The organism is Aeromonas sp. 600527 (assembly GCF_049175415.1).
Lineage (GTDB): Bacteria > Pseudomonadota > Gammaproteobacteria > Enterobacterales > Aeromonadaceae > Aeromonas > Aeromonas veronii_A.
The window spans coordinates 108,043-127,326 of record NZ_JAAKVA010000009.1 but is presented as its reverse complement, the minus strand read 5'-3'; the positions used below and the strand labels follow the sequence as shown (position 1 = coordinate 127,326).

14 protein-coding genes are annotated in these 19,284 nt (G+C 63.3%); 4 read left to right on the top strand and 10 right to left on the bottom strand.

The annotated features are described in order from the left end of the window. Positions 1-15 precede the first annotated feature (15 nt). From G5154_RS13035 to G5154_RS13025, 3 genes are read left to right on the top strand one after another with little or no spacing between them, the layout of a single operon-like run. On the top strand, positions 16-1,581 hold the full coding sequence (locus G5154_RS13035; RefSeq protein WP_216952620.1) for an ABC transporter ATP-binding protein: 1,566 nt from the start codon (positions 16-18) through the stop codon (positions 1,579-1,581). After that, positions 1,581-2,699, top strand: a complete 1,119-nt coding sequence (locus G5154_RS13030; RefSeq protein WP_005357011.1) for an ABC transporter permease — start codon at positions 1,581-1,583, stop codon at positions 2,697-2,699. The genes G5154_RS13035 and G5154_RS13030 overlap by 1 nt, the downstream gene beginning before the upstream one ends. Before the next feature lie 2 nt (positions 2,700-2,701). After that, complete coding sequence (locus G5154_RS13025) at positions 2,702-3,667, top strand: ABC transporter permease (protein WP_021230728.1); 966 nt, start codon at positions 2,702-2,704, stop codon at positions 3,665-3,667. Positions 3,668-3,932: 265 nt separating this feature from the next. Here G5154_RS13025 and G5154_RS13020 read toward each other — a convergent pair whose 3' ends face one another. Continuing rightward, on the bottom strand, positions 3,933-5,924 hold the full coding sequence (locus tag G5154_RS13020; RefSeq protein WP_335832612.1) for a bifunctional 2',3'-cyclic-nucleotide 2'-phosphodiesterase/3'-nucleotidase: 1,992 nt from the start codon (positions 5,922-5,924) through the stop codon (positions 3,933-3,935). 359 nt (positions 5,925-6,283) lie between these two features. Between G5154_RS13020 and G5154_RS13015 the strand changes: the two genes are divergently transcribed. Next, a complete protein-coding gene (locus tag G5154_RS13015; RefSeq protein WP_337073684.1) occupies positions 6,284-7,225 on the top strand; it encodes a hypothetical protein in 942 nt (313 codons plus the stop codon). An 81-nt stretch (positions 7,226-7,306) separates the two neighbouring features. Here G5154_RS13015 and mgtE read toward each other — a convergent pair whose 3' ends face one another. The 9 genes from mgtE to hlyD all read right to left on the bottom strand — a co-directional run bounded on the left by mgtE (position 7,307) and on the right by hlyD (position 19,253). Continuing rightward, positions 7,307-8,731 carry a magnesium transporter gene (gene mgtE / locus G5154_RS13010; protein ID WP_113740193.1) on the bottom strand — a complete coding sequence of 475 codons (1,425 nt, stop codon included), beginning with the start codon at positions 8,729-8,731 and terminating at the stop codon, positions 7,307-7,309. A gap of 146 nt (positions 8,732-8,877) precedes the next feature. Beyond that, complete coding sequence (gene cysG, locus G5154_RS13005) at positions 8,878-10,278, bottom strand: siroheme synthase CysG (RefSeq protein ID WP_421251013.1); 1,401 nt, start codon at positions 10,276-10,278, stop codon at positions 8,878-8,880. 12 nt (positions 10,279-10,290) lie between these two features. Continuing rightward, positions 10,291-11,103 (bottom strand): nitrite transporter NirC, encoded by an 813-nt coding sequence (gene nirC / locus G5154_RS13000; protein WP_245132734.1) that lies wholly within the window; start codon positions 11,101-11,103, stop codon positions 10,291-10,293. Between the two features lie 57 nt (positions 11,104-11,160). Beyond that, positions 11,161-11,478, bottom strand: coding sequence for a nitrite reductase small subunit NirD (nirD, locus tag G5154_RS12995; protein WP_041202829.1), 318 nt, complete (start codon positions 11,476-11,478; stop codon positions 11,161-11,163). Next, entirely contained in the window at positions 11,478-14,024 is a 2,547-nt protein-coding gene (nirB, locus tag G5154_RS12990) for a nitrite reductase large subunit NirB (protein ID WP_421251014.1), read from the bottom strand. Before nirB ends, nirD begins: the two co-directional genes overlap by 1 nt. Positions 14,025-14,320: 296 nt before the next feature. After that, complete coding sequence (locus G5154_RS12985) at positions 14,321-15,409, bottom strand: ABC transporter permease (protein WP_421251015.1); 1,089 nt, start codon at positions 15,407-15,409, stop codon at positions 14,321-14,323. A gap of 3 nt (positions 15,410-15,412) precedes the next feature. Then, a complete protein-coding gene (locus G5154_RS12980; protein ID WP_421251016.1) occupies positions 15,413-16,522 on the bottom strand; it encodes an ABC transporter permease in 1,110 nt (369 codons plus the stop codon). After that, positions 16,519-18,288, bottom strand: a complete 1,770-nt coding sequence (locus tag G5154_RS12975) for an ATP-binding cassette domain-containing protein (RefSeq protein ID WP_421251017.1) — start codon at positions 18,286-18,288, stop codon at positions 16,519-16,521. Before G5154_RS12975 ends, G5154_RS12980 begins: the two co-directional genes overlap by 4 nt. After that, positions 18,285-19,253, bottom strand: coding sequence for a secretion protein HlyD (hlyD, locus tag G5154_RS12970; protein ID WP_421251018.1), 969 nt, complete (start codon positions 19,251-19,253; stop codon positions 18,285-18,287). Before hlyD ends, G5154_RS12975 begins: the two co-directional genes overlap by 4 nt. Positions 19,254-19,284 lie beyond the last annotated feature (31 nt).

Here is a 19,284-nt window from a genome sequence, read left to right as displayed (position 1 = left end):
ACGCAGGGCTGCATCATGGACCAGACAGATCGCTATGCCATCGAATTAAGAGGTATCGATAAGCGGTTCGGCGAAGTGTACGCCAACAAGCTGATCGACCTTAAGGTTCGCAAAGGCAGTATCCACGGCATTGTCGGCGAAAATGGCGCCGGTAAGTCCACCCTGATGAGCATCATTTATGGTTTCTACCATGCCGACAAAGGCGAGATGCTGATCGACGGGAATCCTTTCAAACCCCACGGCTCACAAGATGCGATTGCCGCAGGCGTGGGCATGGTTCACCAGCACTTCATGCTGGTCAATAACTTCACCGTATTGGAAAACGTCATCCTCGGCGCTGAGAACGGCTGGCACCTTCAGCAGAGCGTGGCGTCAGCCGAAAAGCTGCTGGGCGAACTGGCGCGGGATTATGGCCTCGACGTGCCGCTGCACGAGAAGGTCGAAGATCTGCCGGTTGGCTTGCAACAGCGGGTCGAAATTCTCAAGGCGCTCTATCGCGGCGCCCGCATCCTGATCCTCGACGAGCCGACCGGGGTACTGACCCCGCAAGAGGCGGATCACCTGTTCGAGGTGCTGAAAAAGCTGCGGGATCAGGGGGCAACCATCATCCTTATCACCCACAAGCTGCGGGAGATCCTGGCCATTACCGATCAGGTTTCCATCATGCGCCGTGGCGAGATGGTGGCCCACGTCGCCACCAGGGATACCGACAAGGAGCAACTGGCCGAACTGATGGTGGGCCGCAAGGTGCGCCTCAAGGTCGACAAGGGGCCAACCCAGCCCGGTGAAGCCAAGCTGAAGATCGAAGGGCTCAGCTACGTCGACGCCAGCAAGGTGGAGCGGGTCAAGTCCGTCAGCTTCGAGGTGCGGGCCGGTGAAGTGGTCGGCATCGCCGGGGTCTCCGGCAACGGCCAGTCCGAACTGCTCAGCCTGCTTGGCGGCATTCTCAAGCCGAGCAAGGGCTGCTTCACCATCAGCAGCCGCAGCGGCGTGCACAAGGTGAGCGCGGAGCACCCGGCCGATCCCGAGCTGGTGCGCAACTACGGCCTCGGTCATGTGCCGGAAGATCGCCACAAGATGGGGCTGATCAACCGCTTCGAGGCGAAAGAGGCCTTTATTCTCGGTTATCACCGTCGCCCGCAATACAACAAGGGGTGGCTGCAGAACAAGGAGGCGATCCAGCAGGATTGTCAGGCCAAGATGGAGAAGTGGGACGTGCGCCCGCCCCATCCCGATCACAAGACCGCCAACTTCTCCGGTGGCAACCAGCAGAAGCTGGTGATTGCCCGTGAAGTGGAGCAGGACCCGGATGTGCTGTTGATCGGCCAGCCGACCCGCGGGGTCGACATCGGTGCCATCGAATATATCCACCAGCAGATCATCGCCATGCGCGACAAGGGCAAGGCGGTGCTGCTGGTCTCGGTGGAGCTGGACGAGATCATGAGCCTCGCTGACCGGATTCTGGTCATTGCCGATGGTCGCATCGTCGGCGAGCTGGATGGTGCCAAGGCGGATGAGCGCACCATTGGTCTGATGATGGCAAACATAGTGCCGGACGAAGTTGCCAAGGAGGCCCACTGATGAGCCAAGTACGTATTCCTGCCTGGGTCTCCGTAGGCGTCTTGTCTGCGGTCAACATCCTGCTGGCCTTCCTGGTGTCGGCCATTTTGTTCTACTACCTCGACATCAACCCGGTCGATGCCGCCAAGATCATGTGGTACGGCGCGTTCGGCACCGGTGAAGGGGTTGGCTTCACCCTCTACTACGCAACCGGCTTTATCTTTACCGGTCTGTCGGTGGCGGTCGCCTTCCACGCCGGCCTGTTCAATATCGGTGGCGAAGGTCAGGCCTATATCGGCGGGCTCGGTGTCGGTCTGGTCTGTCTGATGCTCGGCGATGTGCTGCCGTTTGCCCTGCTGTTGCCGCTCTCCATCATTGCCGGTGGTTTGTTCGGTGCGGCCTGGGCCTTTATTCCGGCCTGGCTGCAAGCCAAGCGCGGCAGCCATATCGTGATCACCACCATCATGTTCAACTTCATCGCCGCCTCGCTGATGGCCTATCTGCTGGTGGAGGTGTTCAAGCCGCCCGGCTCGATGGCGACCGAGAGCAAGGTGTTTGCCGAAGCAAGCTGGCTGCCCAAGATGAGCGGGCTGGCGAACCTGTTCGGGATGGAGATCCCCAATAGCCCGCTCAATATCAGCTTCTTCTGGGCGCTGATCTGTGCGGCGCTGGTGTGGGTCTTTATCTGGCACACCCGCTGGGGTTACGAGATCCGCTCGGTCGGCGCCAGCCAGAGCGCCTCCGCCTATGCCGGTATCTCCTATCCCAAGGTGGTGATCCTGGCCATGGTCATCTCCGGCATGCTGTCGGGCTTCTTTGCCCTCAACGTGCTGCAGGGTGAGCTGCACCAGATCAAGCTCAACTTCGTGGAAGGGTTCGGCTTCACCGGTATCGCGGTGGCGCTGATGGGGCGCAACCATCCGGTTGGCGTCATCATCGCCAGCCTGCTGTTCGGTTTCCTCTATCAGGGGGGCGCCGAGCTCAGCTTCGAGTTCGGTGTCGACCGCAACATCGTAGTGGTGTTGCAGGGTCTGGTGATCCTATTCTGTGGCGCCCTTGAGCACATGATGCGTCCGCGCATCGAGCAGCTCTATCTGGCGTTTGCCAACCGCTCAGCCGCGCAAGCTAAAGGAGTCTGATCATGTTTGAAATTCTGATCCTGATGCTGGATGCGACCATCCGTACCGCGCCGCCGCTTATTCTGGCCGCCATGGCGGGCATGTTCTGCGAGCGCTCCGGGGTGGTCAACATCGCGCTGGAAGGCAAACTGCTGGCGGCGGCGTTCGCCAGCGGTGCGGCGGCGGCGGTCTCCGGTTCTGCCTGGATAGGTCTGGGTGCCGGGGTGGGTGTCTCCATCCTGTTTGCCCTGATGCACGGCTTTGCCACCATCACTCACCGCGGTGATCAGGTGGTGAGCGGCATGGCCATCAACATTCTGGCGGCCGGTCTGACCGTGACCCTGGGCCGTTACTGGTTCGATCAGGGTGGCCAGACCCCGGCGCTCTCCGGTGATGCCCGTTTCGCCCCCATCGATCTGCCCTATGCCAAGGAGCTGTGGGATGTGCCGGTGATCGGCCAGCTCTACAGCGAGCTGTTGAGCGGCCACTCCCTGCTGGAGTACGTGGCGTTCGCCTGCGTACCGCTGGCCTGGTGGGTGATGTTCCGTACCCGCTTCGGTCTGCGTCTGCGGGCGGTGGGTGAGGCACCGGCAGCGGTCGATACCGCCGGTATCTCTGTGGTGCGGATGCGCTACACCGCGCTCCTCATCGGCGGCCTGTTGGCCGGTATCGGTGGCACCTATCTGGCGGTGGCCCAGACGGCCCAGTTCATCCCCAACATGAGTGCGGGCAAGGGCTTTATGGCATTGGCGGCGCTGGTGTTCGGCAAGTGGCGCCCCTGGAATGCCATGGCAGCCTGTCTGCTGTTCGGCTTCCTAGATGCGGTCGCCATCCGGCTGCAAGGGGTCAGCATTGGCGGCTTCGCCATTCCGGTGCAGGCCATCGAGGCACTGCCCTACATCCTGACCGTGTTCCTGCTGGCCGGCTTTATCGGCCGTGCGGTGGCGCCGAAGGCGCTCGGCACCCCCTATGTGAAGGAACGGGAGTAGCGCCCTCTATCGCGATACTCCCACCCACGCAAATAACTGCAGGCCCACTTCGGTGGGCCTGTTTTTTTATGGGCGGTATGGGGCAGACCAACCGGGATCTGGATGGTGTGATAGAGGGAGGCGATGGCGTGAAGGGATAAAGGGGTTGCGTGAACTGCTGCGGGGAGCGGCTGGCTTACAGGTGCATATCCCGCTGCCAGTACATCAAAAACCCCCTCGTATCAGGAGGGGGTTGCAGAGGTTATTGCCGGATTAACCCTGAGACTCAGGGTGCCAGCACCAGCTTGTAGACACCAAAGCCGGGGTGTTTGGCATCGGTGGGCGGCAGGGTCTCCACATAGTTCAGCTTGCCACCGGTCAGGGCTTGCGCCTCGCTGCGTGGCGAGCTGTAGATGCGCAGATCCAGATTGGCGGGCAGGGGGGCCAGCTGCCAGTTGTTGTCTGCCGGGGGCTCGAAACCGGCCGGATTCTTCTCTGCCAGATCCTTGAGGTATTCGGAGAGCACTTCGCGGGTTTCGAACTGATCTTCATGGACGATCACCTTGGCGTTGATGCCCGGGAAGTTGCCACCACCGCTGGCGCGGTAGTTGTTGGTCACCACGTAGAACATCTGGGCCGGGTCGATTGCCTTGCCCTGATAGGTGAGGTTGGTGATGCGATAGCTGTCGCTCACCTTGTTGCCATCCACATCGTAACGGGCAGGTTTGGTCACATCGACCTGATAGTTCACCCCGTCGATCACGTCGAAGTTGTAGGTGCGGTACTTCTCGTTCACCAGCCACTGGGTGGCGGTGCTGGCGGCATCGATCTTGTTGAACTGGACGGCGCTCTTCTCCAGCCACTCCTGTACGGTCGAGCCATTGATGGCGACCACCTGCAGGGTGTTGGGGTAGACATAGAGGTCGGCCACGTTGCGCAGGGAGATATCGCCAGCCGGTACATAGGTGAAGTCGGTCGGGCCGTTGCGACCGCCACGGAATGGCGCGGCGGCGGAGAGGATGGGCCATTTCTCCTTGAGCTGACCATCCTGTTGCAGCTTCTTGGCGTGCCACAGCTGGGCGTCGCTGACGATCTGGATGGAGGGGTCATCCTGCACCAGCGCGAAGAAGCTGTGGATTGGCTTGGTGATCTTGCTGAGGGGCTCGTCCAGCCACTGGTTGGCCTGCTCGTGCTCGGCAATGACCTGATCGACCACCGCCTGATCTTCGGTGCTGGTGGCGCTACTGTCGATCTTGCGCAGCTGGGACTGGCTGGAGGCCACTTCCCAGCGACCCTCTTTCCAGGTCATGTGCAGGTCGATGATGCCAAGGTGGTTGCCCCAGACGCCCGGCATCACGGTCGGTACGCCCGCCAGGGTGCCTTTCTCGTTGTCCACGTCGGTCATGTTGGGGTAGTCGCCCGGGAAGGTGCGGTGGGCATGGCCCAGCAGCAGGGCATCGACCCCTTTCACTTTGGCCAGCGGCAGGGCAGCGTTCTCCATCATGGGTTCGCGCGGGTCACCTATGATGCCGGTGTGGGCCACGACCACGACGATGTCAGCGCCCTTGGCGCGGATTTCGGGTACATAGTGCTCGGCGGTCTCGACCATATCGGCCACCACCACCTTGCCTTCCAGATTGCGCTTGTCCCACTGGGTGATCTGGGGCGGAGTCAGGCCCAGCACACCGACCTTGATGGTCTGGGTATTGCCGTTGGCATCCTTCACCTGACGATCCAGCACCACATAGGGTTTGAACTTCTGCTTGCTCCAGTCGATGGTGCCCTTGCCATCACGGCTGAAGGCATCGGCCTGGAAGACGTTGGCGTTGATGTAGGGGTAGTTGGCCCCTTTCAGGGTCTCTGAGAGGAAGTCGAGACCGAAGTTGAATTCGTGGTTGCCCAGGTTGCCGACATCATAGCTCATGGTGTTGAGCGCCTTGATGGCGGGGTGGGTCTGCTTGCTCAGCCACTGCTGTTTGACCTGCTGGTCGTGGATGTAGTCGGCCAGCGGGGTGCCCTGGATCAGGTCGCCGTTGTCGATCAGCAAGTTGTTGGCGTTCTCTTCGCGGGCCTTGCGGATCAGCACTGCGGTGCGGGCAAAGCCCAGCGAGGCATCCGGCTTGTTCTGGTAGTAGTCGTAGCTCAGCAGGTTGGAGTGGATATCAGAGGTTTCGATCAGCCGCAGGGTGAGATCACCGGGGGCCTGAGAGTTGTTGTCATCACAGCCGGACAGCAAAAAGATAACTGCCACCGCGCTCAGTTTGAGGGTGGTTTTCATTGTTGGATTCTCTTGTTATGGGTATGCCAGCGTGGTGCATTCTATCGACAGCAAAAGAATCCGATTGTGAGCAGGCTGGCAATTCGGGCTAATTACCCTCCTGTTAATAGAGTTATGGCTCTGATTTTCATCTGTTTTTTTGTCTTTATTCCGGGCCGCTACTTTCGCTGCTTTTCCGCCGTGAGTCACCCTGTCGTCACCGCAGTGAGGTCGGAGCAAGCGGCGCGGCCAAGTGCTCCTGCGAGGCTGTAATGGTTGGTTACAGATCTCCATTCGACTGATAGATGACCTTTCCCTTAAATTCAGCGGCGATTGATTGCATCTAAAAATTACAAAGCGACAGCAAGGAATAAAACCTCATGAAAATGCACAACAAAGCGCTGCTGGCCATCGCCTGCGCTGCGGCCCTGTCTGCCTGTGACAGCGAAAAAGCTGCCAACAGCATTGCCAAGCGGGTGCCACTGGCCCTGCCGGAGGCGGGTCTTTACCAAGCGAATCTGATGAGCCGCGACGGCGACAAGGCGACGCCGCGCATGATCAAGGATCTGGATGGTCTGGCGCTGGTCTACCCGAAGGGTGAAACCGTGCAGTACTGGGGTGTCTGGGTGGATCATCAGGTGGGCAAGGTCGAGACCAACAGCCAGTGGCTGGGTCAGGCTGACCAGAAAGCCGACAAAGACGGGATCTACCCGGTGCAGTTGATCCGCAACAGCGAACGGCTCGGCACCAGCACGGCGCTCAGCTCGGTGACCAACGACCACAACCTCATCACCTTCCAGGATCAGCCGGTCATCGATCTGCAGGGTAAGGAGATCAAGCGCTGGGTTTTTGATTTCACCCGAACCGGCACCACCTTCTCCGACAACTCCCCCATCTATTCCGGTTTCAGCGGTCATGTGGCGGTGACAGCCCTGACCACCAAAGCGGTGACCACGGCCAGCTGGAGTGCCACGGGCAGCGATGGCTTCAGCAGCGACATGGTGGGCAAGGTGGATACCACCAACAACGGCGGCAAGCTGACGGTAGCGATCGAGTTCCCGGCGGCAGGTTGTACGCTGGTGGGCGAGGGGAGTGCCACTGCAGGGTTGAGCAAGCTGACTATGACCGGGTTTGGCAAGTGCAACTTCAAGCAATCCGCTGCCGCCACGCCGATCGAAAACCTCTGGAATGCCGCTCTGGCCCGGGCGATGGATAACCGCGTCGCCTATGTCACCACCTTTACCACGGATGCCAAAAAAGAGGCGCTGGTCATCGGCTTCCCCGACACCAATGGCTTGCTGATCACTGCTGACAAGCGATAAGCAGCCCAACGGCAGGGGCGGGCAAACGCGCCTGAAACAACAAGGGAGCCAGTGGCTCCCTTGTTGTTTTCAACGCACGGTTTACAGCAGGAACAGGGTCGCCAGCCCGAGGAAGATAAAGAAGCCGCCGGTGTCGGTGATGGCGGTGATCATTACGCTGGCACCGACTGCCGGGTCGCGGCCGAGGCGGGTCATGGTCATGGGGATGATGACTCCCATAAGGGCGGCCACCAGCAGGTTGAGCATCATGGCCAGGGTCATCACGGCGCCGAGCGCCGCATCCTGATAGAGCAGATAGGTGGCAATGCCCATGGTGCCGCCCCACACCAGCCCGTTGATAAAGGCGACGCCGAGTTCCCGCAGCAGCAGGAAGGAGAGGTTGCCCGCCTGAATGTGCTGCAGTGCCAGCGCCCGCACTATCATGGTGATGGTCTGGTTGCCGGTGTTGCCGCCGATCCCGGCGACGATGGGCATCAGGGCCGCCAGCGCCACCAGCTGGGAGATGGTGTGCTCGAACAGGCCGATCACCCGCGAGGCGACAAAGGCGGTGCAGAGGTTGATGGCAAGCCAGGCCCAGCGGGTCTTGACCGCCTTGGAGACAGGGGCGAACACATCTTCATCCTCGCTGATACCCCCCATCCGGCGCAGGTCGGTGTCACTCTCCTCATAGACCAGATCCACCACCTCTTCGACGGTGAGGCGGCCCATCAGCTTGCCCTTGCCATCCACCACGGCGGCGGAGAGCAGGTCATCCCGCTCGAAGGTGCGGGCGGCCGCTTCGTCGTTATCCTCCGGATCGAAGGTGACCGGATCCCGCTCCATCACGTCGCTCACCAGGGTGGCGGGCTTGTGCAGCAGTACTGTGGTGAGGGCCAGCTCCCCCAGCAGGTGGTTGCGCCGATCGATGACGAACAGCTTGTCGGTGTTGGCGGGGATCTTGCCGCGCAGGCGCAGATAGCGCTGCACAGTGGCGAGCGTCACCTCGGGGCGGATGGTGATGATCTCGAAGTCCATCATGGCGCCGACGGTGTGCTTGCCGTAGCGGATCACCTCCCGCACCCGATCCCGGTCGGCGGGGGCCATATAGGTGAGCAGCCGCCCCATCAGGTTGCGTGGCAGGTACTGGCCCAGATAGATCTGATCGTCGATATCCAGGGTGCGCAGTGCGTGCAGCAGCTCCTTGTCGCTCATCCCGCTGATGAGGCTGTCCCACACCGTCTCCGACGCTTCGACCAGGATCTGGCCGCGCTTCTCCTCCTCCACCAGCGCCCACAGGGCATGACGCTCATCGGGCGGCAGCGATTCCAGCGCATCGGCGACGTCGGCGGCGGGCAACCCGTTGACCAGCGCAGTGAGTTCGCTGGTCTGATCGCGCTGCTCGGCATCCTGCACCACCTGCGGATCGAGCAGGCTGTCGGTGAGGGCATCATCGCGCAGCAGCAGGGTGAGAATGCGGGATCTGTCATCCGCGCGCTGCCGGGCGCTGTTCTTGATGGGAAGAGACATGGGATGAATTCCTGAGATGGTAGCCAAGGGCTCAATGCCCATAGGATACCAGACTTAAAACAACAGGTTATGACCGTGATGGGAGAAGAGAGAGGTAAAAGTGAGGCCACCTGCTGGTGGCCTCATGATCGTTTGCCGAGGATCCCTCAGGCGAGGGCGCGCTGAGCCTGTGGTGCCGCGCCAAACCAGGCGAGCCGGTCGGCCAGGGTCACCACCGAGCCCACCATGATCAGCGCCGGACTCTCGACCCCCACCGCCAGCGCGGGTAGCTCATCGAGGGTGCCGCGAATGACCTGCTGGCAGGGTTGGGTGCCGCGCTCGATCAGCGCCACCGGGGTGTCGCCTGCCTTGCCGTGGGCCAGCAGCTCTTCACGGATGGTGGCGCAGGATGAGAGCCCCATGTAGAACACCAGAGTCTGTTTGTCCTTGGCGAGCAGCGGCCAGTCGAGATCCCGGGCGCCCCCCTTGCCGTGGGCGGTGACGAAGCGCACGCTCTGGGCGTGGTCGCGATGGGTCAGCGGAATGCCGGCGTAGGCGGCGCAGCCGCTGGCCGCGGTGATCCCCGGTACCACCTGAAAGCCAATGCCAGTGCCGACCAGCGTCTCCAGCTCCTCGCCGCCACGGCCGAAGATAAAGGGGTCGCCCCCCTTGAGCCGCACCACCCGTTGCCCCTTCTTCGCCTCCTCCAGCAAGAGCTGGTTGATCCCCTCCTGCGGCACGCAGTGGTTGCCCGCCTGCTTGCCGACGAAGATGCGCTTGGCATCCCGGCGCACCAGTGCCATCACCTCGTCGGAGACCAGTCGGTCATAGACCACCACGTCCGCCTGCTGCATCTGGCGCAGGGCGTGCAGGGTGAGCAGACCCTGATCGCCGGGGCCGGCTCCCACCAGTACCACCTCGCCTCCGGTCTGGCTCCCGTCGGCAAACAGGTTGTCGGCCAACTGGTGGGCAGAGGCGCTATCGCCTCGCGCCAGCGCCTGACCGAGCCGATCCGCCCCGAGCAGCCGCTCCCAGAAGCGGCGCCGCTCCCCCATGGTGGCGAAGCGGGCCTTGACCCGCTCCCGCAGGCTGCCGGCGAAGGCCGCCACGGCCCCCAGATGCTGCGGCAGCAGGGCTTCCAGTTTTTCCCGCAGCAGCCGGGCCAGCACAGGTGCCTTGCCGCCGGAGGAGATGGCCACCATCAGCGGTGAGCGATCGATGATCGACGGCATGATGAAGCTGGAGCGTTTCGGGTCATCTACCACGTTGGCAAAGATCCGCGCCTGATTGGCGCTTTGGTAAACCAGTGCATTCACCTCGCGCCGATCGGTTGCGGCCACCACCAGCCACTTGCCCGCCAGTTGTTCCGGCACAAATTCGCCGGCCAGCCACTCGATGCTGCCGTTGGCAGCCAGTTCCGCCAGCTCGGGGGCGAGCTCGGGCGCGACTACTGTGAGATGGGCACCGGCATCCAGCAGCAGGCGCGCCTTGCGCTCCGCTACCTCGCCGCCGCCGACCAGCAGCACGGGTTTGTTATCGAGTCGGCAAAAGATGGGCAAGTAGTCCATGGGGCCTCCGGATCAGGCGGTTCGGGTCTGGTTGGCGGTGCTGGTGGTCTCGCTCACTGCGACCGGGCGTTCAGCTTTCGGGGTGGCATACCAGTAACCGAGGCCCATAAAGAGGACGCCGGAGACGGTGTTGCCCAGCGTCACCCACAGCAGGTTGTGGCCGATGCCGCCCAGGGTGTAGGCATCGGAGTGGGCGCCAAACCAGGAGAGGGCGAACAGGGTCATGTTGGCGATAGAGTGCTCGTAGCCGGAAGCGATAAAGGCCAGCAGGCACCACCAGATGGCGATGAAGCGGGCCGCCCCTTCGGTGCGCAGCGCCATCCAGATGGCGAGGCAGACCAGCCAGTTGCAGAGGATCCCCTTCATAAACAGGGTCAGCGCCGGAGCCTGGGTTTTGGCCAGCGCCACCTTGTGGGCCAGACTGCCTGCGTCCGGCAGCAGGCTGCCGCCGTAGGAGTAGATGAGCGCCACCACGATGGAGCCAATCAGGTTGCCGGCCCAGGTCTGCGGCAGGATGCGCAGCAGGTCGGCCATGGTGATCTTGCCCGCCTTCACCCCGAAGGTGAGGAACATGGTGTGGCCGGTAAACAGCTCGGAGCCGGCAATGATGACGAGCGTCAGGGCGATACCGAAGGTGGCCCCCATCACCAGCGGCCGGATGGCGGGATCCACCAGATTGCCGAGGGTGAAGATGAGGATGATGCCGAGGCCCACATAGGCCCCCGCCATGGCGGAGCTGAGCCAGAAGCCGAGCTTGTCGCTGCGCTCGAAGCGGTTGATGCGGGCCGCGTTGGCGGCGCACTTGTTGATGGTTTCCGTGTACATCTTGTGAGTCCTTGAAAGGGCTGCCCTCAGGCAGCCCGAAAGAGAGTGAAATCGGCTTTAGACGGCGACCCAGACCTGCTGGTCGCGCACTTCAACGGGATAGCTCTGCACCGACATCGCAGGGTTGTCGAAACAGTGGCCATCGCTCAGGCGAAAGCGCTGCTTCTTGAGCGGGCTGGCCACCCAGAGTTCGCCGTCGTGTTCGCAGATCAGGCCCCGCGACAGCACGTTGGCGGCGAAGAAGGGATCCCGGTTGTCGATGGCGAACACCTCGGCCGCCGCGCTCGGGCGGAACAGGGCGATCTGGCGACCTTCAATGAGTGCGCAGACTCCGGTTCCCGGCAGGATGTCGTTGAGTTGGCAGGCAAGTTTCATCATTTGGTTTCCACCTCGATCTGGTAGACGGGGATGCGCTCGGCCGGAGTGGCGGGTCTGTGCTGGTCGCGTTCGCTGACGAACTGAACGTCCGGATCGCGCTTGTCGCTGTTGATGAAGTGGCTGAATCGCTTGAGTGCCTCCTCTTCGTTGAGGGTGCGCGACCATTCGCACTCGTAGCTGTCGATAAGGGTCTGGATATCGCGCTCCAGCGTCTCGGCCAGCCCCAACTTGTCGTCGACGATCACCTCGCGCAGGTAGTCGACGCCCCCTTCCAGATTGCCGAGCCAGACCGAGGTGCGCTGCAGTTTGTCGGCGCTGGTGACGTAGAACATCATAAAGCGGTCGATCAGCTTGATGAGGGTCTCTCGGTCGAGGTCAGACGCCAGCAGGTCGGCGTGGCGCGGCTTCATGCCGCCGTTGCCGCCCACATAGAGGTTCCAGCCCGCGTCGGTGGCGATGATGCCGACATCCTTACCTTGGGCTTCCGCACATTCGCGGGTACAGCCGGAGACGCCGAACTTCATCTTGTGCGGGGTGCGAATGCCCTTGTAGCGGTTCTCGAGGAAGACCCCGAGGCCAACGCTGTCCTGCACGCCGAAGCGGCACCAGGTGCTGCCGACGCAGGTCTTGGCCATGCGCAGCGCCTTGGCGTAGGCCTGACCTGTCTCGAATCCGGCAGCCAGCAGCTTGCGCCAGATGGCGGGCAGATCATCCTTCTGGGCCCCGAACAGACCGATGCGCTGGGCGCCGGTGATCTTGGTGTAGAGCTTGTAGTCGCGGGCCACTTCGGCCACCGCCAGCAGCCCTTCCGGGGTCACTTCGCCACCGGCCATGCGCGGGATGACGGAGTAGCTGCCGTCCTTCTGCATGTTGCCGAGGAAGATATCGTTGGTGTCCTGCAACGGGATGTTGCGCGGGCTCAGCACATGCTCGTTCCAGCAGGAGGCGAGGATGGAGCCGACGGTCGGTTTGCACACCTCGCAGCCATAGCCCTGACCGTGCTTGGCCAGCAGTTCGTCGAAGCTCTTGATCCCCTCCACCTTGACCAGATGGAACAGCTCCTGACGGGAGTGGGGGAAGTGGGCGCAGAGGTGGTTGTTGACCTCGATGCCCTGCTTAACCAGCTCGGCGTTGAGTACCTGACTGATGAGCGGCACGCAGCCGCCGCAGCCGGTACCTGCCTTGGTCTGCTGTTTGATGGCGGCAAGGGTGGTGTGACCTTCGGCCACAGCCTTGGCGATGTCGCCCTTGGAGACGTCGAAGCAGGAGCAGATCTGGGCGCTTTCCGGCAGGGCATCTACCCCCAGCGTCGGTTTGGCACCGGCGTAGGCGGGCAGGATCAGGGTATCCGGGTGGCTCGGCAGCGGCAGGGCGTTGAGCATCATTTGCAGCAGGTTGCCGTAATCTTCCACGTCACCCACCAGCACGGCGCCGAGCAATCGGCTGTTGTCCTCGCTCACCACGATCTTCTTGTAGACGCCGGCCTGATCGTCCTGAAACACATAGCTGTGGCTGCCCGGGGTGCGACCATGGGCATCGCCGATGGAGCCGACGGAGACGCCGAGCAGCTTGAGCTTGGCGCTCATGTCCGCCCCTTCGAAGCGGCTGTCGCCGCCGAGCAGATGGTCGACGGTGATCTGGGCCATCTTGTAGCCCGGTGCCACCAGCCCGAAGAAGCGGCCCTGCCAGGCGGCGCACTCGCCGATGGCGTAGATGTCGGGGTCGGAGGTGAGGCAGTGATCGTCGATGACGATGCCGCCGCGCTCGGCGATGGCGAGATCACCGTAGCGGCCGAGGGTATCTTGCGGGCGGATGCCGGTGGAGAAGACCACCACGTCCACTTCCAGCTGACTGCCGTCGGCAAAGGCGAGGCGGTGTTTCGCCTGCTCACCGCCATGCATCAGGATCTCGCTGGTGCTCTTGCTGGTGTGTACCTGCACGCCCATGGATTCGATCTTGCGGCGCAGCAGCTGGCCGCCCTGACCGTCGAGCTGCTCGGCCATCAGTACCGGAGCAAATTCCACCACATGGGTTTCGAGACCCAGTGCCTTGAGGGCACCGGCGGCTTCGAGGCCAAGCAGACCACCCCCGATCACCACCCCGCTCTTGCCGCTCCTGGCGGCGTTGCGGATGGCTTTCAGATCCTCGATGGTGCGGTAGACGAAGCACTCGTGGTGCTGGCTGCCCGCAATGGGCGGCACCCAGGGGTAGGAGCCGGTGGCCAGCACCAGCTTGTCGTACCCGACCACAGTGCCCTTGTTGGAGTGCACTTCGCGGTTGGCCCTGTCGATTTTTTTCACCGCTTCGCCGAGCAGCAGGCGGATGCCGTGCTTGTCGTAGAAGCCGGGTTTGACGAGGGAGAGATCTTCGCTGGTGTGATGGGAGAAGTAGGAGGAGAGATGGACGCGATCGTAGGCGGGACGGGGTTCTGCACCGAAGACGGTGATCTCGTAGCGGCCCGGGTCGGCCCGCTCGATCAACTCTTCGATGAAGCGGTGCCCCACCATGCCGTTGCCCACAACGACCAGTCTGACTTTGCTCATGATTGCCTCTAGTTTGGAGTAATAAAACATCATTCTGGGGCTAGGCTACCCAGTCAGTCGGGGCGGGCAATTGATGCAAATCAAGTGTCTATTTATATATCTCGTCAGGGGTAATTCGATAAAATTCAAAGATATACAAAAATAGGTATACCAGTTGATGATTTCTGCGTTAGCTCGGGGTGAGAGGGGGTGGAGGGAAAGCCCGGTTTACCCACGGCCGGGGAGTGAAAACTTTTGGCGGAAAATGGCCGGCCTCGCTCTGGGCGAGACCGGCATCAGCTGAACAAGGCGGCGCGTCAGGCGATATGGCGGCGGAACATGGCGAGCGCCAGCGACAGGGTGATGCCGGCGATGGCGAGCAGCGGCCAGAGCAGGGGCCAGGCGGCCGACCAGTCAAACCCCTTGAGGAAGACCCCCTTGAGCAGCACGATGAAGTGGGTGAGGGGGTCGATGGCCGCCAGCCACTGGAACACCTGCGGCATGTTCTCCACCGGCGAGATGTAGCCCGAGAGGATCACCGCCGGTACGGTGAAGGAGAAGACTCCGAGAAAGGCCTGCTGCTGGGTCGAGCAGAACGACGAGATGAAGAGCCCGATCCCGGCCAGTGCCAGCCCGTAGCAGACCATGCCCGCCATCAGCAGGCTGAGGCTGCCCGCAAAGGGGAGGTGAAAGACAAAACGGGCGGCCAGCGCGACTATGCACCCTTGCCCCACCGCCACCATGATGCCGGGCACCGCCTTGCCCGCCATGATCCAGCCTGCGGTGAGGGGGGAGACCAGCAGCTGATCGAAGGTGCCCTCTTCCCGCTCCCGCGCGACCGAGAGGGCGGTGACGATAAGACAACCTGTGGTGGTGATGATGGCCACCAGGGCCGGCAGGATATGCCAGTGGAATTCGACGTTGGGGTTGTAGAGGTTGCGTACCGCCAGCTCGGGTTGCCCCTTGCCCTCACTTTGCCAGCGGGCGATCACCTGACTGATATAACCTGCCGCTACCTGACCACCGTTGGAGCGGCGGCCATCGATAATCAGCTGCACCTTGGCTGGTTCGCCGCGCGCCAGCCGGCGCGAGAAATCCCCCGGAATAATCAGCCCGAGCAGTGCCTGTTGCCCGGTGATGGCCTCGGTCATGCCCGCCTCGCCTTGCACCGGGATGATGGTGGTAAAGGCGGGCATATGGGTGAGGCGCTCCAGCAGCTCGCGGCTCTGGGCGCCGCCATCCTGGTTGTAGATGGCCAGCGTGTTGCCGGTTACCTCCAGAGTGGCGGCGAACGGGAAGAGGGCGGTTTGCAGCAGCACCGGCATGATGAGCAGAAAGCGCCCCTGGGTATTGCCCATCAGGGCCTGCAGCTCTTTTCGGATCAGCCACCAGAGTCGGATCAGCATGGGTTACTCCAGAGTGCGCCGCGTCTTGCGGGCGGTCAGGACCAGCCAGAAACCGGCCAGCAGCAGCAGACAGAAACCGTTGACCAGCAGGATCGAGAAGACGCTGCCCGCCTGATAGAGGGTCTGCAAGGAGCTTGCGAAGTAACGGGCCGGAATGAGGTGGGTGATGGCCCGAAGCCAAGGCGGCATGCTGGCGATCTCGAACACGAAGCCCGACAGCATCACGGCGGGTAGAAACGCGGCGATCAGCGCTGCCTGTGCGGCATTGAACTGGCTGCGCATCACGGTGGAGAGAAACAACCCGAGCCCGAGGGCGCTGCCGAGAAAGACGCTGGTGACCAGAAAGAGCAGCAGCAGGGAGCCGCGCCATGGCACACCCATTACCGCCACCGAGAAGAGCAGGCAGAGCAGCATGGCAATGATGCCGAGGCCATAGTAGGGCAGCAGCTTGGAGAGCAGCAGCTCCCCCTTGGTGACCGGGGTGGCGAGCAGCGCCTCCATGGTGCCGCGCTCCCACTCCCGCGCCACCACCAACGAGGTGAGCAGGGCGCCTATGATGGTCATCACCACCGCAATGGAGCCCGGCACCAGAAAGTTGCGGCTCACCAGCGCCGGGTTGAACCAGGCGCGGCTCTCTATCGACACCGGCATGGCAACCCCCTCGCCAGCGAGCCACCCCTGCCAGATCCCCTGCACATAGTTGGTGACGAAGTTGGCGGTGTTGGGCTCGGAGCCGTCGGTCAGCAGCAGCGCCTGCGGCGTGCCATTGCCCTGACCGGCCAGCGCGCGGGAGAAGCCGTCATCGATCACCAGCAGGCCGCGGATCTCGCCACGGGCCAGACTGGCGAGCAGGGACTCCTTGCTCGGGCCGCTGTGGATCTCCAGCGCGGTAGAGCCGCGCAGGGCCTGCTCCAGCCGCACCGCCGGAGCGCCGCTGTCGGTACGCCAGATGCCGAGGCGCAGGTGGTCCACATCCAGATTGATGGCGTAACCCATCACCACCAGCAGCACCACCGGCATGATGAAGGCGATGAGGATGCTGCTCGGGTCACGGACGATTTGCAGCGTCTCCTTGCGGCAGAGGGCCAGCAGTCGCCGACGGTTGATGCTCATGCGTCCTCCTCGCTGGCCCGCTCGACCAGGGTGATAAAGGCCTCTTCCATTGTTGGCAAAGAACAGGTCGGCAAGGAGCCGGTTGGCAAAGAGGTCGCCGCCTCTTTGGCGGCCAGCCCCTTGAGATCGTCCGGAGTGCCGAGCGCCAGCAGCTTGCCGCGATAGATGAGGGCGATGCGGTCGCAATACTCCGCCTCATCCATAAAGTGGGTGGTGACCAGTACGGTGACGCCGTGGTCGGCCAGCGCGTTGATGTGCGACCAGAACTCGCGCCGGGTCACCGGATCGACCCCGGAGGTGGGCTCGTCGAGAAACAGCAGCGGCGGCTCGTGCAGCAGGGCGCAGGCCAGCGATAAGCGCTGGCGCAGGCCGAGCGGCAGGGATTCCGCCTTCTGATCGAGCCAGGGGGCGAGGGCAAAAGCGGTCACCATGGCATCGATCCGCGTCTGCTGGTGGCGGCCGAACAGGCCGTAGATACCGGCGAAGAAGGAGAGGTTCTGGGCCACGGTGAGCTGCTTGTAGAGGGAGAACTTCTGCGCCATGTAACCGAGGCGCTGACGTGCCGCCGAGGGGCTGTGGGCCAGATCGATGCCGGTCACCAGCGCCTGCCCCTCGCTCGGGCGCAGCAGGCCGCACTCCATCTTGAAGGTGGTGGACTTGCCCGCCCCGTTGGGGCCGAGCAGGCCGAAGATCTCGCCGCGGCGCACCGCAAAGCTGACATCATCGGTGGCGGCGAAATCGCCGAAGCGCTTGGTGAGGTGGCGCGCCTCGATCACTGCCTCGGGAGAGACCCCCTGCGGCAGTTCGGCTTCCCGCATCCCGGCCGCCAGACTCGACTCTCCGCCGGGGCCGCCACCGAGCAGGTCGATAAAGGCATCCTCCAGCCGGGGCTGGGCCGGTTGAAAGGCGCCGTTGGCGAGATGCAGCTCCGCCAGCGGCGGGGGCGTCATGCCCGGGTGCAGCAGCAGGCGAACCCGCTCCCCCGCCACCGCGCCATCCATCACCGCCGGGTGAGCCAGTGCCCGGCGCAGCAGGGCGCGCCGCTCGCGGCCATCCAGTTGCCCCGCCTCCAGCAGCCAGCAGCGGCTGGCCATGGCCCCCATCAGAGCGGCTGGCGTGCCACTGGTGCGCACCTCGCCATCTGCCATCAGCAGCACGTGGTCGCACAGCTCCGCCTCGTCGAGATAGGCGGTGCTCCAGAGCACCGTCATCCCCCCCTTGGCCAGCTCGCGCACCATCTGCCAGAGGGCGCGGCGGGAGATGGGATCGACCCCGACCCCAGGTTCGTCCAGCAGCAGCACATCCGGGGTGCCGAGCAGGGCGCAGGCCAGCCCGAGTTTCTGCTTCATCCCGCCAGAGAGCTTGCCTGCCGGCCTTGCGGTGAAGCGGGCAAGATCGGTGAAGGCGAGCAGCCGCGCGAAGGTGGGCGTGCGTTCGGGCTCCAGTACGCCGCGCAAGTCAGCGTAGAGGGTGAGGTTCTCCAGCACGCTGAGATCCTCGTAGAGGCCGAACTGCTGGGGCATGTAGCCGAGGCGCTGGCGCAGCAGATCCCCCTCGCTTACCGGATCCAGCCCCAGCACCCGGATGGTGCCCGCTTCGGGGATCAGCAGACCGGCCAGCAGGCGCAGCAAAGTGCTCTTGCCCGCGCCGTCGGGGCCGACCAGCCCGGTGATGCCGCCAGCCGGAATGGTGGCCGAGATGGCGTTGAGGGCGACCCGCTCGCCAAAGCGTTTGGTGAGCCCCTCAAGGGAGATGGCGCAGCTCATGGCACCAGCCTGACGGTGACCGGCATCCCCTGGCGCAGGGCCGGGTCGGGGTCCTGCACCACGATGCGCAGCCGGTAGACGAGGTGAGTGCGCAAGTCAGGCGTCTCCACCGATTTCGGGGTGAACTCGGCGGTCGGCGAGACAAAGCCCACCACCCCGTGATAGGGCTGATCAGGCCGCGAGTCGGTGGTGAGGGTGACTTTGGCGCCGCTCGGGAAGTGGCCGAGCCAGGGCTCCTCCACATAGGCGCGCACCCAGACCGGCGCGGTCAGGGAGAGGTTGAAGGCGGTCGCTCCACTCTGGACCATGCTGCCGTTCTCGATGGCGCGACTGATGATGATGCCATCGCTGGGGGCGGTCAGGTTGGCATCTGCCAGCGCCAGTTCGGCACTGGCGAGCGCCGCTTTGGCCCCTTCCAGCTGGGCATCGGACTGGGCAATCTCTTCCGGGCGGTAGCCGGTTTCGAGCTGGGCGAGCTGCTCGCGGGCGGAGCGCACTTGTGCCTGGGTCTGATCTCGCTGGGAGCGGGCGGTATCGAGCTGACCGCGGGAGATGGCGCCGGTGGCTGCCAATGCGCTCTGGCGGCGCCACTGCTGGTCGGCTTCCAGTGCAGCGGCTTCGGCGGCGGCCAGTGCGGCCCGGGCGCGGTCGGTCTCTTCGCTGCGATAGCCTTTGTGGATCAAGGTGTTGGCGGCGGTGAGCGCAGCCAGATTGGCGCGGGCGCTGTCGCGGCTGTGGGTGAGGGGAATCGGATCGAGGCGGGCCAGCAGTTGACCGGCTTTTACCCTATCCCCCTCATCGACCAGCACCTGATCGACGCGACCGCCGACTCGAAAGGCCAGATTGACGTCGCGAATATCGACATTGCCGTAAAGGATGGAGCCGTCGGCGGGGCGCCCCTGCCACCAGAGGTAGCCACCGATAACGGTTAGCAGCAGGGCCACGATTGCAATGCGTTGCTTCATACCGTTTCTCCTTGAAGAGGACACTGCAACC

Coding starts and splice junctions, on each gene's coding strand:
- G5154_RS13035 (WP_216952620.1), top strand. CDS start 16: ATGGACCAGACAGATCGCTATGCCATCGAATTAAGAGGTATCGATAAG.
- G5154_RS13030 (WP_005357011.1), top strand. CDS start 1,581: ATGAGCCAAGTACGTATTCCTGCCTGGGTCTCCGTAGGCGTCTTGTCT.
- G5154_RS13025 (WP_021230728.1), top strand. CDS start 2,702: ATGTTTGAAATTCTGATCCTGATGCTGGATGCGACCATCCGTACCGCG.
- G5154_RS13020 (WP_335832612.1), bottom strand. CDS start 5,924: ATGAAAACCACCCTCAAACTGAGCGCGGTGGCAGTTATCTTTTTGCTG.
- G5154_RS13015 (WP_337073684.1), top strand. CDS start 6,284: ATGAAAATGCACAACAAAGCGCTGCTGGCCATCGCCTGCGCTGCGGCC.
- mgtE (WP_113740193.1), bottom strand. CDS start 8,731: ATGTCTCTTCCCATCAAGAACAGCGCCCGGCAGCGCGCGGATGACAGA.
- cysG (WP_421251013.1), bottom strand. CDS start 10,278: ATGGACTACTTGCCCATCTTTTGCCGACTCGATAACAAACCCGTGCTG.
- nirC (WP_245132734.1), bottom strand. CDS start 11,103: ATGTACACGGAAACCATCAACAAGTGCGCCGCCAACGCGGCCCGCATC.
- nirD (WP_041202829.1), bottom strand. CDS start 11,478: ATGAAACTTGCCTGCCAACTCAACGACATCCTGCCGGGAACCGGAGTC.
- nirB (WP_421251014.1), bottom strand. CDS start 14,024: ATGAGCAAAGTCAGACTGGTCGTTGTGGGCAACGGCATGGTGGGGCAC.
- G5154_RS12985 (WP_421251015.1), bottom strand. CDS start 15,409: ATGCTGATCCGACTCTGGTGGCTGATCCGAAAAGAGCTGCAGGCCCTG.
- G5154_RS12980 (WP_421251016.1), bottom strand. CDS start 16,522: ATGAGCATCAACCGTCGGCGACTGCTGGCCCTCTGCCGCAAGGAGACG.
- G5154_RS12975 (WP_421251017.1), bottom strand. CDS start 18,288: ATGAGCTGCGCCATCTCCCTTGAGGGGCTCACCAAACGCTTTGGCGAG.
- hlyD (WP_421251018.1), bottom strand. CDS start 19,253: ATGAAGCAACGCATTGCAATCGTGGCCCTGCTGCTAACCGTTATCGGT.